We start from the raw sequence: 15,091 nt of genomic DNA, 5'->3' as shown, positions 1-15,091 counted from the left end.
CGGCGAGAGCCCGCACTCGCGCGGGCTGCTCAGCCAAGCGCGCGCCGAAGCATCACGAGCTGGCCGGCGTGGTAGGCGTCGTGCTGGACGAGCCCGTGGAGCATCGCCGCGTACGTGACGCCGGTGCCGGTCGGCGCATCGCGCGCGGTGCCGACCGGCTCATCGAGGCGCGAGACGTCGAACGCGAGAATCGCGGCCGCGAGGCCTTCGTGCGCACGGTCGAGTTTGTCCCGGAGCGCGGCCCATTCGTCGTCGGTGAGGTGCCAGAGGGGTTCGGGAAAGTCGCCCGCCTCGGGCATCTGCGGTTCGCGACCGCCGAGCCGCATCGTGACTTCGCCCGCCCACGCGGCGATGTGGTGGACGTATTCCGCGATGTTGTGCGCGTTCGGCACGGGTCGACTGACCGCCATCGCCGCGGTGACCCCGTCGAGGGCCTCGTGCATCGAAGGGCCGTGCCACGCGTCGCCCACGTGAAGGCGGTGCAGCTGGTCGGCGATGAATCGTCGCGGGTCAGTCATTGCGCTGGATGCGGTTCCTGGAGGGCGGTTGGTGATGTGGGACAAAGCCTGGGCTACATCCGGGGCCCGCAGCCGGCTGCCGGCACGACGCCTGGCGTGCTGCCGGCACGAGGGCTTCCCGCGGTCCGGTACCACTCGACCTTGGTCGCATCGCGTGCGGAGGGGCCGGTGGTGCGTTCCTTCATGAGGGTCTCGATCTCGTCGATCTCGCGCGGGAGTCCACACGAGGCCCACTCGAGGCCCTGCTCGGTGACGAGGTAGTTGTCTTCGATGCGCACGCCGATGTTGGCATACTTCTGCACCACGGGCGTCAGCTTGCGCCGCAGCGCGGCGTTGGCCGGCGTGTCGGGGATGATGTCGACCAGGTTGGCGCGCACGTAGATCCCCGGTTCGAGGCTGAAGGCGCTGCCCGTGGCGATGATGCCCGAGAAATAGTACTGGTCGGGGTCGTGCACCTCGAGCCCGATGCCGTGCCCGAGTCCGTGCATGTAGTAGAGGCTCGACTGGGGACAGGTGCGCGGCCGTTCGCTGGTGCCGCAGTCGTACGTGGCGTCCGCGGCTTCGATGAGTCCGAGACGCGCCAATCCGCGTGCAATGACCCTGGAGGCACTGTCGCTCGTGGCGGCCCACCGCTGGCCGGGCTTCGCGTTGCGCTCGGCCGCCGCCTGGGCCTCTCGTACGATTGCGTAGACCTCGCGCTGTTCGGGCGTGAACGTTCCGCTGATCGGGAATGATCGCGTGAGGTCCGCCGAGTAGCCCTGGTACAGGGCGCCGACGTCCATCACCATCATGTCGCCAGCCTGCATGAACCGATCGTCGCGATTGTAGTGCAGCGTGGTCGCGTTGGGCCCCGAACCGACGATGGACGCGTAGCCCGGGCGATCGGCGCCGTTGCGACGGAAGACGTACTCCACCAGCGCCTGGATCTCGAACTCGTTCATGCCGGGCCGTACCGCGCGCATGGCCTCGCGGTGGGCGTCGGCGGAAATGGCGATGGCCTTGCGCAACAGCTCGAGCTCGGCGGCGCTCTTGGTGCCACGCATCTGCTGCAGCGCTCCGTTGGCGCTCGTCAGCTGGAGGCCCGCGTGCCGACCTCGGAGGTCGCGGACGAACGCGTCGTCGCGATTGAGCGTGTCGCCGCCTTCGGCGAGGTCGGCGAGGAACCAGACTTTCGCCTGCGTCTTGATCAGCGAGTCGAGCGTCGGCGCGAAGTCGCGATCGTCCCTGGCGGGGATGCCCGTCAGTTCCGTGGCCCGCGCGCGCCCGTTGCGCACGCCGCTCCACACCTCCGCCGATGGCTCCTTGCGGAGCACGAACAGCGTCCAGTCCACGCGGTTGCCGCGGCGCGTCATGATGAGCGAGGCTCCGGGTTCGCGATATCCCGTGAGGTAGGCAAAGCCGGCGGACTGATAGAAGGCATTGTAGTCCTGCACGGGTTCTTCGGCGCCGCGCGCCACAAAGACCCCGTCCCCCAGTCGCTCGGCGAGCCGGGCGCGCCGGGCAGCGTACTCGGTGGCCGGGATCTGCGCGGTGGCGAGGTGCGGGGCGACAACGGCGGTGGCGAGGAGAACGAGTGGAGTCAGGCGCATCGCGGGGAAGGGCAGGGAAAGGAGTTCGGTGACGCAGCAGCAGCGGCGTTCGCGGATCATTCGTCGGAGGCAAACTTCGGCGTGTGTTCAGACACCAGGAGGCGCGCCGTGGTCATACGCGGTGCCTTCCTCCCACGCGGCGGGAGTGGGTCCGGGTGGAGGTTCATCCGGTCAATGTCCACCCTGTCCGGCAACGCGCCCGCCCCGCCGCACGGTGAGTTGTAACACGTCCGGCCGGCTGTAGTGCCCTGAGACGTCGAGGGTCATCTGTTCTTCGCGGATGCGGTGCATGGGGAGTTCCGCGTGGAGGATGGCCGCCCGCTCGAACACCGGTGGAACGATGTATTCGCCGTCGGGCCCGATGATCGCACTGCCACCGCGAATCACCCAATGATCGGGGGACGACACGCGATCCGGGTGGGGTTCGAGGTGCGCCGGCAACGCGGACGCCCGCATTACCGAAGCCGCGACGAGGACGAAGCACCGCCCCTCGAAGGCAAACTGGCGAGAGGCGAGCTGGTTGCGTTCGTGCGCCGTGGGCCAGGCGGCGATGTGGATGTCTTCGCCGCTGTCGTGGAGTGCCTGGCGAGCCAGCGGCATCCAGTGCTCCCAGCAGACCAGCCCACCGATGCGCCCGCTCGGCGTGTCGACGGCGCGCAGCCCGTCGGCGTCGCCGACGCCCCAGACCATCCGTTCAGTGAAGGTCGGGATGAGTTTTCGATGATGATTGAGCAGTGCCCCGTTCGGGCCCCACGTGAGGAGCGTATTGTAGAGCGTTCCGCGACCAACGCCCTGCGCGATGCGCTCGCTCACGCCGACCACGAGCGTGATGTCGAGATCGCGCGCAACGGCGGCGAGCGCGGCTCCCGAATCGCCGGCTACGTCGACCGAGGCCGCTGCGTAGCGGCCGTGCAGCTCCTTGATTGGCGCATGATCCCAGAGGCCCGAGTCGCGGCAGACGTCGAACCACACGGGGTAGCCCGGCACCCACGTCTCGGGAAACACCACGAGTCGCGCGCCGTCTCGGGCGGCGTCGGTCGCGAGGGACCGGGTCTGGTCGAGTACGGCACCGAAGTCACCCAGGGACTCACCCTGGACCACGGCGACTGGCAACGTGGTCATTCGCCGAACAAGATCGGGACAGACGACTGGCCGCAGGGGCTGGCCCGGGGAGGTGTACGCATGGGAGCCGGAGAGAGAGTAGGCGGGCTCGTCGGCCAACGCCGGCGCGTGCGCCGGCAGGTCGGCCGGTGGTCGCAGATTGGCAGTGGCCCGAGGGCTCGCGCAAGTCGGCCACCGGCGCGCCGATGGGGCCATTGGCGCGGGATCGGACCCGAGGCACGACGCCAGCTAACGTTTGGCCCCCCTCGGGTGTCTCATGACCGCGGATCTCGCGGCCGCTTCCGGCTGGCACTGGATGCCGGGGTATCGCGCCCGGGTCCCGTGACACCAATGCAGGGTAGCAGGCTCATCGCGTTTCGCTCGGAACGCCCCCCAACCACGAGGGTCCGTTGATGAAGCTCCCGCAGCCACGGAGGACGGCATTCCTTGCCCTCCTCGTCGTCCTCGCCGTTCCGGCGTTGTGGTATGTCACGCGAGACGGCGACGCGGAGGCGGCCGAAATCACGACCGCGGTGAAGAAGGGCGATTTTCGCGTGGTGGTGACCAACGCCGGTGAGTTGCGCGCCGTGCGGTTCGTCCAGGTCCAGGGACCACCCAACGCACAGCAGGCGGAGTCGTTCCAGATGAAGATCGCCTCGATCGTCCCGGAGGGGACGGTGGTCAAGGCGGGCGACCTGGTGGCGGAACTCGACCGGTCGTCGATCGCGGCCAAGCGTGGCGAAGTGCAGCTGGCGCTCACCAAGGCCGAAGCCCAACTGGAGCAGGCGCAGCTCGACTCGACGCTGAACCTGTCGAAGGCGCGCGAGGACATGAAGTCCATGGAACTCGCACTCGAGGAACGGCGCATCGCGCGTGAGCAGGCGCAGTTCGAGGCGCCCTCCGTGCGCCGACAGGAGGAAATCGCCTACGAAAAAGCCGAGCGTGCCCTCGCCCAGGCCAAGGTCGACTACAAGACGAAAACCGAGCAGGCGCAGGCCAAGATGCGTGAGGTGGGCGCCGACGTACAGCGGCAGCGCAACAAGCTCACCGTGGTCGACGAGGTGATGGCCGCGTTCACCATCCGTGCGCCGGCCGACGGGATGGTCATCTACGTGAAGGAGTGGAACGGCCGGAAGAAGACGGCGGGATCGCAGGTGAGTCCGTGGGATCCCACCGTGGCGACACTCCCTGATCTCTCGCAGATGGAGACGATCACCTACGTCAATGAGATCGACGTCCGGAAGATTTCCGTGGGTCATCCGGCCGTGATCACGCTGGATGCCGATCCCTCCAAGCGCCTGACGGGCAAGGTGACGAGTGTGGCCAACGTCGGCGAGCAGCGGCCCAACGCGGACGCCAAGGTCTTCGAGGTCCGTGTGCTGCTCGAGCAGGCCGACACCACGCTTCGACCGGGAATGACGTCCGCGGCCGCGATCGAGACCTACGCGATCAAGGAGGCGCTGTACGTGCCGCTCGAGGCGGTGATGGCCGACGGAGACATTCCCTACGTCTACCGGAAGCGCGGCGCCGGTGTGCAGCGGCTCGAGGTCGAGACCGGCGCGATGAACGACGACGCAGTGATCATTCGCCGTGGCCTGAGCGAAGGTGACGAGATCCTCCTGTCGCCACCGGCCGTGACGGAGGGAGTCGAAACCGTGCGGCTTCCGGGGTCGGGCGATCGCCCCCGCGAGGGGGCCGGGGACACGGCCCGCGGTCAGCGTCCACTCCCGGTCCCGCCGGCCTCGCCGGTCCCAGCGGCAAAGGAGAAGGCAACGGCGACCCGCACGAGTCGTTAGGCCCCCGTGCAACCGTCGACGGAGGCGCCCGTCCGCGCACGGGACACCCTGGGCACGCGGGTGGCGTTCGCGCTCCGCACCGCACTCGTGGCGGTGGGGCACAACACGCTGCGCGCGGCACTCACCTCGCTCGGCATCCTGTTCGGCGTGGCGTCCGTCATCGCCATGCTCGCCATCGGCAAGGGCGCCGAGCAGGAGATCCTCGAGCAGATGCGCCTGCTCGGGTCCAACAACATCCTCATCACGCCTCTCGAGGAGCAGCGCGAGGGACCGGTGGCGCGCGACGACGGCAAGCAGGAACCAAAGAAGTACTCGCCGGGCCTCACATTCAGGGATGCCGAGTCGATCGCCCGCGTGGTGCCGCACGTGGACCGGGCCAGTGCGGAGATCGTGCTCAACTCGCTCATCACGCGTGAGGGACGTCGGCGCACGGGCAAGGTGGTCGGGGTCGACACCTCGCATTTCCCCCTGCTGAACCTCACGCTCGCCCAGGGGCAGTGGTTCAACGCAGCCCAGGTGTCGCAGGGCCGCCCGGTGGCCATCATCGGTCACGGAATCCGCACGCGCTTCTTCACGACCGAAGACCCGATCGGCCGTCGGATCAAGGCCGGCGACATCTGGCTCACGGTGGTCGGCGTGCTGGACGATCGCACGGTGAGCAAGGAAACGTCCGAGCGACTCGGCGTGCGCGATCCCAACATGGACGTGTACGTGCCCGTGCACACCATGCTCCTGCGCTTCCGGAATCGTGCTCAGCTCACGCAGCGCGACATCGAGCTGGCGGCGCGTCCCGAACAGGAGATCGATCCCAACGCCGCAACGGCTGACCCCGAAGCCGTCGCCGAGCAGCGCAACTATCACCAGCTCGATCGCATCGTGGTGCGCGTGACCGAGGCGAGGTTCGTGCCCCCGGTCGCCGAGATCCTCCAGCGCATGCTCACGCGGCGTCACAACGAAGTCATCGACTTCGAAATCACGGTCCCCGAGCTGCTCCTCCGTCAGGAGCAGCGTACCAAGACGATCTTCAACGTCGTGCTCGGCGCGATCGCGTCGATTTCGCTCGTCGTTGGCGGGATCGGCATCATGAACATCATGCTCGCCTCGGTGCTGGAGCGCATCCGCGAGATCGGCGTGCGCCGGGCGATGGGCGCCACGCAGAAGGACATTCTCGCGCAGTTCCTCACCGAGGCGATGCTCATCTCCGTCGCCGGTGGCGTCGCCGGCATCATCACCGGTGTCGCGCTGAGCTTCGGCATCGAGCGCCTCGCCGGAATCGCGACGGTGGTCTCGCTCATCTCCGTGGTCGTCGCCTTTGGCGTATCGATCACAGTCGGTCTCGTGTTCGGGATCGTGCCCGCCTATCGCGCGGCACGACAGGATCCCGTGGTCTGCCTGAGGTACGAATGATGCCTGGTCGTTCCGGATCCGCCCGCCTTGCGCTCGCGCTCGCGTGGTTCGCGCTCCCCCTGCCCGCCGCCGGGGCGCAGACCTCGTTTACCCTGCAGCAAGCCATCGAGCGGTCGCAGCGAGAGTCGTATGGCGCCCGCGCTGCCGAAAGCACTCGCGAGTCGGCGCGACAGCGGGAGCGCAGCTTCAATGCCCGGCTGCTGCCGCAGGTCTCGCTGCAGAGTGACCTGCCGATCTACAACCGCTCGATCATTCCGGTGCTCCAGCCCGACGGCAGTACGCTGTTCCGCGCGCAGCAGCAGAACCAGACGGGTGTGAACCTTCAGGTGGCGCAGAAGCTGCCATTCACCGGCGGTGACCTGTTCGTGCAGTCGTCGCTCGCGCGCATCCAGCTCGCCGGAACCCAGGAGGTGCGCAACTGGAACTCGACGCCGTTCCTCGTCGGCATTCGCCAGAACCTTCTGCGGCCGAACACCCTGGCGTGGGACTCGAAGGAGCAGGCGTTGCAGGGCGACGCGGCGGAGCGAACGTTCCTGGAGGCGCGCGAGGACCTCGCGATCCAGACCGCCGGCGCCTTCTTCGACCACTACTCGGCGCGCATCCAGCTGCTGAACGCCACGATGAACGCGGCGGTGAACGACACGCTGTACACGCTCAACAAAGGACGATACGAAGTCGGCAAGATCGGCGAAAACGACCTGTTGCAGAGCGAGCTGGCGCTCCTGCGCTCACGCAATGCGCAGAGCGCGGCGCAGCTCGAGTTCGACCGGACGCGCGCGGCGCTGCGCCTGCAGCTGAATCTGCCACCCGACGCGCCGCTCGAGCTCGTCGTGGGCGGTGAAGTCCCCGACGTGAAGGCCGATACCGCCGTCGCCGTGGAGCAGGCGCTGCGCAATCGCGCGCAGATGACCACCCAGGAGCTGCAGGCCGTGCAGGCCCGGCGCCGGGTGACGGAAGCGCGCCTCAACGAGGGGCTCGGTGCCACCCTGCAGGCCAGCGTGGGCTACAACCAGTCGGCCTCCGACTTCGACCTTGCGTACCGCGACCTGCGCAACGCGCAGCGCCTCTCCGTTGCGGTGACGATGCCCCTCGTGCAGTGGGGCGCCCGGAGCGCCAGCATCCAGGCAGCGCGCGCGGATGAAGGTCGTGTGGAAGCCAATCGGCGACTCGCGCGCGAACAACTCATGCAGGAAGCCCACTTCGCCGTGTTGCAGCTCGATCAGTCGCGCAATCAGCTCGCCCTTTCCGCCAAGGCCGACACCGTCGCGAACAAGCGATTCGAGGTGGCGAAGAACCGCTACGTGATCGGTCGCATCCAGATCGACAACCTCTACATCGCCCAGAACGAGAAGGATCAGGCGGTACAGCAGTACCTGCAGTCGTTGCGCGGGTACTGGCAGGCGTTCTACCGCCTGCGCCGGTCGACGCTGTACGACTTCGTGGCGGGCCGGGAGATCCGGTAGCGGCGCGTCGGCCCATCGCGAGCCCAGCTCCGGCGCGTGGCCGTCGCACATCGATACCACTGCGGCGCCGATGCCGCCAACCCGAGTGCGCTGAGAGCGACGGATGCGTTCCGAGCCCGTTCCTATCCGGCGGTCGCGGGATTCGTGCGGGCCTTCGGCGCCATCTTCGGTCGCTGAGGATCCTCGAGCCGCCCGTGTGATAGCGTAGTACCCGTCCGCGTCGGTCGACGGGCGTGTTCGGCGCGTCAGGTGGGCCCGATCAGGCGCTGGGCACGCGGGCCCTCCGCGAAGGTCGGTGCGCTATCGAATCACCTGCTTCGCGATCGTCTGCAGCTGCATGTTGCTCGTGCCCTCGTAGATCGTGCCGATCTTGGCGTCGCGATAGAACTTCTCGACCGGGAAGTCGCGCGTGTAGCCGTAGCCACCGAACAGCTCCACGCAGAGCGAGGTCACGCGCTCGCAGACCTGTGAGGAGAAGAGCTTGGCCATGGCGCCCTCCTTCACGATGTCCTGACCCGCGTCGCGCAGGCGGGCGGCGTTGTACACCATGAGTCGCGCGGCTTCCAGCTCTGTCGCGGCCTGCGCGACCTGGAACTGTATGGCCTGGAACTCACCCAGCGCCTTGCCGAACTGTCGGCGCTCCTGGATGTACTGCACGGCCGCGCGCAACGCGCCGCCCGCCACACCGATCATCTGCGCGCCAATGCCGATGCGGCCGCCGTTGAGGGTGTCGATCGCGATCTTGTAGCCCTGTCCCACAGGGCCGAGCACGTTCGCGGCAGGAACCTCGCAACCGTCGAGAATCAGCTCCACCGTGCTCGAAGCGCGGATCCCGAGCTTGTCCTCCTTCTTGCCCACCGAGAACCCCGGGAAGTCACGCTCGACGAGAAACGCCGTGATCCCGCGGTAGCCTGCGTCGGGTCTGGCATTCGCAAAGACCACGTAGACGCCCGCCTCGTAGCCGTTGGTGATCCACATCTTCCGGCCGTTGAGCACCCAGGTGTCGCCGCGCAGCTCGGCCCGCGTGGCAAGACCGAACGCGTCGGAGCCCGAGCCCGATTCGCTCAGCGCGTACGCGCCCACCGTGCCGGATGTGAGCGACGTGAGGTACCGCTCTTTTTGCGCATCGGATGCGTAGGTGTTGATGGGGTAGTTCACCAGCGTGTTCTGCACGTCAACGAGGATCGCGGACGACGCATCGACCTTGCTGATCTCCTCGACCGCCAGCGCCACCATGGTGAGCGACCCACCGGCGCCGCCAAAGCGCTCGTCGGCCTCGATGCCCATCAGGCCCAGTTCGAACGCCTTGTCGATCAGCGTGCGGTCCATCTGGGCCGCCTGCTCCATGGCCTGCACACGAGGGCGGACTTCGGATTCCGCGAAGCCGGCAACCGCATCGCGAAACAGCTCTTCCTCTTCGGTGAGTCGGGTCAGCGGACCGGTCATGGCAACGGACGGATGCAGGGCGCAGTGGTGGCGGGGGAGCCGGAAACTACACGATCGAAGGGTACGAGCCTACCGCGCCGAGGAGGGTCCCCCTGAGGCGATCAGTCTCCCGACAGCTCAGGAGACAGCTCCAGCTCCGGCGCGCCGCGCTGCCCCTCGCCCCGCGCTTCGTCGCTGCGACCGGCGAGCCAGTGGGCGAGCGCCAGGTACAGCGTCGGGAGCACGAACAGCGTCAGCAGCGTCGAGGTGACCAGGCCACCGATCACCACGGTCGCCAGCGGCCGCTGCACCTCGCCGCCGGCGCTGGTCGACAGCGCCATCGGCACAAAGCCCAGCGACGCCACGAGCGCGGTCATGAGCACGGGCCGAAGTCGATCGATCGCACCATGCCGCACCGCGTCACCGAGCGACAGGCCGCTGACCCGCAAGGCGTTCATGTGCGAGACCATCACCACGCCATTGAGGACGGCGATCCCGAACAGGGCGATGAAGCCGATGCTGGCCGACAGATTGAGGTTCAGCCCTCGGAGCCACAGCACCGCGATGCCGCCGACGAGGGCGAACGGCACGTTCGAGAGCACCAGCACCGACTGCGAGACCGAGCGAAACGTCGCAAAGAGCAGCAGAAAGATCAGCACGAGCGACGCGGGGACGACCACGGCGAGGCGACTCATCGCGCGTTGCTGGTTTTCGTACTGCCCACCCCACTCCAGGAAAGTGCCGGGCGGAAGGGTCACCTCGCGCGCGACCCGCTCGCGCACTTCCTCGGCAAAACTCCCGAGGTCTCGACCACGCACGTTGCTCAGGACCAGTGCGCGCCTTTGGCCGTCTTCATGGCCGATGAGTTCGGGCCCGGTCGTGGGGACGAGCCGCGCCACCGCGTTCAGAGGCAGGAGGGCACCGCCGGCGCTGCGGATCGTCAGGCGTTCGAGCGCGTTGATGTCGTCGCGGATCACGTCGGGGTAGCGCACGGCAACGCCAATGCGACGCGGACCTTCCACGAGTTCGGTCGCGACGCGCGTCCCCATGGCCAGCTCGAGGTGCTGCTGCAGTTCAGCTACCGAGAGGCCGTTGGCGGCGAGGGCATCACGGTCCAGCTGAATCGCGACCTGACCGGAGCCATCCGACACCTCCACCGAGGCATCGGCGTTGCCCCGCACGGTTCGAATCACCCGCAGGATCTGCTCGGCGACGCGGTTGTTCTGGTCGATGTCCGGACTCACGACCTTCACGCCCAGGTCCGTGCGGATTCCGCTCTCCGCTTCGTCCAGTCGCATCGCGAGCGGTTGCGTGAAGGCGATCTCGACGCCGGGCACGACGGCCAGGGCGGAGTCGAGGGCGGCCACGAGCCCCTCGGCGTTGCGCGCGGTAGTCCACTCGCTCTTGTCCCGCAGAATCACGTACAGGTCGCCCTCGAACAGGCCCATCGCCTCGGTGGCGAGATCGGGGCGCCCCTCCTTGGTGACGACGGTGAGCACCTCGGGAAAGCGCTTGACGATACGCTCGATCTGCAGGGAGATGCGCGTGGCTTCATCGAGCGAGATGGACGGGAGTCGACGCGACGTGATGAGGATGGAGCCTTCATCGAGCTTCGGCATGAACTCGGTGCCGATCGACGCGAGCGACCCGACTGCCGCGATCACGAGAACCACCGCCACGGCGACGACCCGCCGACCGTGGGCGAGAGCCCACTCCAACCCGTTGGCGTACCGTGCACGGATCGCCTCGAACAGCGGAGCCGGCTTCTCGCTGGCGTGGGTGAGCAGCCGCGCGCTGATGGCCGGTACATAGGTGAACGCGAGCAGCAGCGAACCGACGACGGCGGTGACCACCGTGAACGCCATCGGCTTGAACATGCGCCCTTCCATGCCGTCGAGCGCGAAGATGGGCAGGTAGACCGCCACGATGATGGCGATGCCGAAGAGGATCGGCCGCCCGACTTCGGTGGCCGCGGTCACGACGAGTGACGGGCGCTCGCTTTCGGTCGGTCGTGAGTGCTCCAGCCGTCGCACCAGGTTCTCGACCATCACCACTGACGCATCGACGATCAATCCGAAGTCGAGGGCGCCGAGGCTCATGAGGTTTGCGGAGTAGCCAAAGATGCGCATCGCGATGAACGCGAACAGCATCGACAACGGGATGACCGATGCCACGATGAGCGACGCGCGCACGTTGCGCAGGAACAGAAACAGCACCGCGATGACCAGGAGGCCACCCTCGACCAGGTTCTTGACGATCGTGGTGGTCGTGCGGCGAACGAGGTCCGTCTGGTCGTAGAACGGCGTGATCTCCACGTGCGCGGGGAGGCCGGCGCGGATCTCGTCCATGCGCTCCTTCACCGCGGCGATCACCCGCCGTGAGTCGGCGCCTCGCAGCTTGAGCACCATCCCGCTCACCACTTCGCCTTCGCCGTCGCGCGTGACTGCACCGGATCGCGGCAACGTACCCGGGCGCACCTCGGCCACATCGCGAATGCGCACGGAGGTCCCGGCGTGCGCGGAGATCACGATCTCACCGAGCTCGCGCCCCTGCTCCACACGGCCAAGCCCGCGCACGGTAAAGCGCTCGCCACCGGATTCGAGGTAGGAGCCGCCAAAGGTGCGGTTGTTCTCGGCCAGCGCGCGATCCACGTCGGCCAGTGTCAGGCGGTAGGCCGCGAGTCGCACCGGATCCACGACGACGTGCACCTGCTCGGTGAATCCGCCCCACGAGTTCACCTCGGACACGCCGGGAACCGTGCGAAGCCGAGGGCGCACGGTGTAGTCGTGCAGGGTCTTGAGTTCGGTAAGCGTGAGCGAGTCCGACGTGAGCACGTACTGGTACAGCTCACCCATCGGCGTGGACACGGGCCCGAGGCCGGGCTCGATCCCCTCGGGGAGTGCGGACTTTGCGTCACCGAGTCGCTGCTGCACCAACGTGCGCGCGAAGTAGATGTCGACGTCGTCGGGGAAGGGAATCGTGATCAGCGACAGCCCGAACTTGGAGACCGAGCGGACCTGGTGTGCGCCTGGGATGCCCATCAGCGACGACTCGATGGGGAACGTCACGAGCCGCTCGACGTCTTCGGGCGCCATGCCGGGTGCGGGGGTGATCACCTCGACGCGCACCCCGGTGAGGTCCGGAAACGCGTCGAATGGCACATGCATGACGGACCAGAGTCCGGCGGCGACGATCGCCAGGCAGGCGCCGATGACGAACCCGCGATGGCGGACGGAAAACCCAAACAGGCGATGCATCACCCGTTGCCGCCGTTACGCCGTTTGATGATCTCCGCGCGCGCCACGGCCGCGCCCCCGGAGACCACAAGGCTGTTGGCGTCGAGCCCCGCGAGGATCTCGACCCGATCGCGCGACCGCCGTCCCACCCGCACGCGGCGAACGGTGAGTCGGAGGCCGTCGTCGCGCGGCTCCGCGGTGATCACCGCGGTATCACCATCGAACGACTGCACGGCGGCTGCCGGCACCACCAGCCCGGATGTCGCGGCGCCGGTCTCCACCTCGGCGGTGGCGAACAGCTCCGGCCGCAGGGCACCCGCGGCGGCGATCGCTGCATGCACCTCCACCGTCCGAGTGAGCGTGTCGATGCCGGGAAAGATCCGGGAGACCCGCGCCGAATGGACGATGGCTCCCGTCGCGCCGGTGGTGAATCGCACCAGCGATCCGGGTCGCACGTCGCTCGCCGACGCGTCCGGGAGATGCACGACGAGGACGAGGGTCGACGTTCGACTCACCGTCACGAGCGGGGCTCCGATGAGCACCACGTTGCCGGGGTCCACGTGGCGAGCGACCACCTGGCCGTCGATCGGCGACCGGATGAGCACCCAGTGTTCATCGTAGTCCGTCGGGAGCGCGTCGTGCCCGACCAGGTGTTCGATCAGCGCCTCGGCGCGGTGCAGCTCGGCCTCGGCGGTGGCGACGCTGGCGTCGGCCTCCTCCTTCGCACCGCGGGCTCGCTCGAGCTCCGCGAGCGACAGCGCCTTGATGCCGTGGAGGCGCTCGGCACGATCGGCCGCGCTCGTCGCCACCCGTTGCAACGACCCGGCCGACGCGGTGGCTGCGCGCGCCTTCGCGAGGGTGGCCCGGGCGTCCATCAGTTCGTGCGAGTGAATCGCGAGGAGCACTTGCCCTCGCCGCACGCGATCACCCGGCATCACGTAGACCTTGGCGACGCGCCCCTCGACGATCGAACCGATGGGTTCCGTGTTGGTGGGATCGAGCGCGACGCGTCCGGGTGCGGTGACGACGTTCGTCCAGCGCTCCTGCCTCGCGGTGTCGAACGTGAAGCCGGCGATCCGCACGGATTCGGCCGAGAGCACCACGGTATCGGCGGCCGGTGCGCCGTTAGGCGGTGCCGCGTCCGGCGGGGCTTTGCCGCACGCGGCCGCCATGCCCGTGGCGACGAGGAGTATCAATCGGCGCATGAGTGTCAGCGGAGGAGAGGCGCGCCGGTGGCGCGGTCGAGTTCGAGACGGGCGAGGTGGACGTCCACGAGCCAGCGCGCGGCGGCGGCACGCGCGTCGGCCCGTGCGCGCTGGGCCTCGAGCAGATCAACGAGGGAGATGGCGCCCTCCCGGTACGACGCCTCGGCGATGCGTGCTATCTCGGACGCACGATCGTCGAGTGTCGCCGCGCCTGCGCGCCCGGCGTCGCGCACGCCGGCCCACGCCAGGGCCGCGGCATGGACTTCGGCGCGCGCGCGCAACTCGGCATCGAGCAGATCAGCCCGGGCCGCGAGAAACTCACCCTGTGAGCGCAGACGCGGCCCGTCGTTGCGGTTGAAGAGCGGCAACGGCACCTGCACGCCGAGGATGCCCGTGGCGAATCCGCCCGTACCCTTGTAGCCGCCCACAAACCCAAGATCCCCGACGAGGCCCCGGGTTTCGGCGCGCCAGCGGCGCTCGGACTCCGCGGCTGCGAGGCGTGTGGTGTGGAGCTCGGGGCGACGCTCGCGTACGAGAGACCAGGACGTGTCGCTCGCGCTCGAATCGATCGGCACGTCCTCGAGCGCGGGCAGCGCCGGCAGTTCGGGGGTCGCGACCCCGATCAGTCGAGCCAGATCCGCGCGTGCTCGTGTCGCCTCGGCCTCGGCGGACGCGCCGACCACGCGCGCGCGATCCGCCTCCAGCTGTGTGCGCATCGCGGAGACCTCGGCAACGGCCCCCTCGCGGAACCGCCCGGTTTCGAAGGTCGCCGTCTCCACACGTGCGTCCCGTTCGGTCATGGCGATCTGCGCCAGCTCGACGGCGAGCATGACGCGCCAATAGGCGCGCAGCACCTCGGCGTCAAAGGCTCGCAGCGTCGCGGCCGAGTCGGCGCGTCCACGATCCCGCGCCAGGCCGGCGGCCTGGCGGAGTGCAACGCGTCGGCCCGTGACGTCAACCGGCAGCTGAATCGTGGCAAAGCGGTCGCGCGCGATCGGCGCGTCGAGGTTCTCCACGCGCCACTCGGCGATCGGGTTTGGCCACGCGCCATCGGTCCGGGCGCGCCCGTCGTGCACCAGCCGGCGGGCGGCGGCATGCGCGGCCAGCGGCCCGTGAGCGCGCCCAAGCGCCACCGCACGCTCAGGCGTCAGTCGGTCCGCCGCCTGCGCCGGAAGCGTCGCCCGCGGGGCCGCGAGCAGGACGAGGAGTGTGATGAGGCGATGCACGAGGGCAGCTTAATCTCTGGACATGAAGCACCGATGAACCACGCGCGGTTGAGAAAGATCCGGTCGATCGCTTCGCCGGCACCGCACCTTACCCGACCGCTGTGTGAGGGAATCACCCCTTGCGT

The 15,091-nt window shown here is 68.4% G+C and carries 10 protein-coding genes; 3 read left to right on the top strand and 7 right to left on the bottom strand.

The genetic code is table 11. From position 1 onward, the window contains the following. Window positions 1-29 precede the first annotated feature (29 nt). The 3 genes from IT361_01440 to IT361_01430 form a co-directional block, all read right to left on the bottom strand. Window positions 30-518, bottom strand: a complete 489-nt coding sequence (locus tag IT361_01440) for a DinB family protein (protein MCC6316324.1) — start codon at window positions 516-518, stop codon at window positions 30-32. Between the two features lie 53 nt (window positions 519-571). Next, window positions 572-2,107, bottom strand: coding sequence for an aminopeptidase P N-terminal domain-containing protein (locus IT361_01435; protein ID MCC6316323.1), 1,536 nt, complete (start codon window positions 2,105-2,107; stop codon window positions 572-574). 171 nt (window positions 2,108-2,278) lie between these two features. Further along, on the bottom strand, window positions 2,279-3,229 hold the full coding sequence (locus tag IT361_01430; protein MCC6316322.1) for a carbon-nitrogen hydrolase family protein: 951 nt from the start codon (window positions 3,227-3,229) through the stop codon (window positions 2,279-2,281). Between the two features lie 392 nt (window positions 3,230-3,621). On the opposite strand from IT361_01430, the gene IT361_01425 reads away from it, so the two are divergent. From IT361_01425 to IT361_01415, 3 genes are read left to right on the top strand one after another with little or no spacing between them, the layout of a single operon-like run. Further along, complete coding sequence (locus IT361_01425) at window positions 3,622-5,004, top strand: efflux RND transporter periplasmic adaptor subunit (GenBank protein MCC6316321.1); 1,383 nt, start codon at window positions 3,622-3,624, stop codon at window positions 5,002-5,004. A gap of 48 nt (window positions 5,005-5,052) precedes the next feature. Further along, on the top strand, window positions 5,053-6,411 hold the full coding sequence (locus IT361_01420) for an ABC transporter permease (GenBank protein MCC6316320.1): 1,359 nt from the start codon (window positions 5,053-5,055) through the stop codon (window positions 6,409-6,411). After that, window positions 6,408-7,874 (top strand): TolC family protein, encoded by a 1,467-nt coding sequence (locus IT361_01415; GenBank protein ID MCC6316319.1) that lies wholly within the window; start codon window positions 6,408-6,410, stop codon window positions 7,872-7,874. Before IT361_01420 ends, IT361_01415 begins: the two co-directional genes overlap by 4 nt. A 300-nt stretch (window positions 7,875-8,174) precedes the next feature. Here IT361_01415 and IT361_01410 read toward each other — a convergent pair whose 3' ends face one another. The 4 genes from IT361_01410 to IT361_01395 all read right to left on the bottom strand — a co-directional run bounded on the left by IT361_01410 (window position 8,175) and on the right by IT361_01395 (window position 14,966). Continuing rightward, a complete protein-coding gene (locus IT361_01410; protein ID MCC6316318.1) occupies window positions 8,175-9,320 on the bottom strand; it encodes an acyl-CoA dehydrogenase in 1,146 nt (381 codons plus the stop codon). 101 nt (window positions 9,321-9,421) lie between these two features. After that, window positions 9,422-12,556, bottom strand: coding sequence for an efflux RND transporter permease subunit (locus IT361_01405; GenBank protein MCC6316317.1), 3,135 nt, complete (start codon window positions 12,554-12,556; stop codon window positions 9,422-9,424). After that, window positions 12,556-13,740, bottom strand: coding sequence for an efflux RND transporter periplasmic adaptor subunit (locus IT361_01400; GenBank protein MCC6316316.1), 1,185 nt, complete (start codon window positions 13,738-13,740; stop codon window positions 12,556-12,558). Before IT361_01400 ends, IT361_01405 begins: the two co-directional genes overlap by 1 nt. 5 nt (window positions 13,741-13,745) lie before the next feature. Then, window positions 13,746-14,966, bottom strand: a complete 1,221-nt coding sequence (locus tag IT361_01395; GenBank protein ID MCC6316315.1) for a TolC family protein — start codon at window positions 14,964-14,966, stop codon at window positions 13,746-13,748. Between the last annotated feature and the right edge of the window lie 125 nt (window positions 14,967-15,091).

The sequence above is a fragment of the Gemmatimonadaceae bacterium genome (assembly GCA_020846935.1).
In the GTDB taxonomy this organism is placed as follows: domain Bacteria; phylum Gemmatimonadota; class Gemmatimonadetes; order Gemmatimonadales; family Gemmatimonadaceae; genus RBC101.
The sequence above is the reverse complement of the archived record's forward strand: the minus strand, read 5'-3'. Positions and strand labels throughout refer to the sequence as shown.

Bases quoted from the DNA above. Each gene is read 5' to 3' on its own strand.
- IT361_01425 (MCC6316321.1), top strand. From the start codon at position 3,622: ATGAAGCTCCCGCAGCCACGGAGGACGGCATTCCTTGCCCTCCTCGTC.
- IT361_01430 (MCC6316322.1), bottom strand. From the start codon at position 3,229: ATGACCACGTTGCCAGTCGCCGTGGTCCAGGGTGAGTCCCTGGGTGAC.
- IT361_01400 (MCC6316316.1), bottom strand. From the start codon at position 13,740: ATGCGCCGATTGATACTCCTCGTCGCCACGGGCATGGCGGCCGCGTGC.
- IT361_01435 (MCC6316323.1), bottom strand. From the start codon at position 2,107: ATGCGCCTGACTCCACTCGTTCTCCTCGCCACCGCCGTTGTCGCCCCG.
- IT361_01410 (MCC6316318.1), bottom strand. From the start codon at position 9,320: ATGACCGGTCCGCTGACCCGACTCACCGAAGAGGAAGAGCTGTTTCGC.
- IT361_01440 (MCC6316324.1), bottom strand. From the start codon at position 518: ATGACTGACCCGCGACGATTCATCGCCGACCAGCTGCACCGCCTTCAC.
- IT361_01405 (MCC6316317.1), bottom strand. From the start codon at position 12,556: ATGCATCGCCTGTTTGGGTTTTCCGTCCGCCATCGCGGGTTCGTCATC.
- IT361_01415 (MCC6316319.1), top strand. From the start codon at position 6,408: ATGATGCCTGGTCGTTCCGGATCCGCCCGCCTTGCGCTCGCGCTCGCG.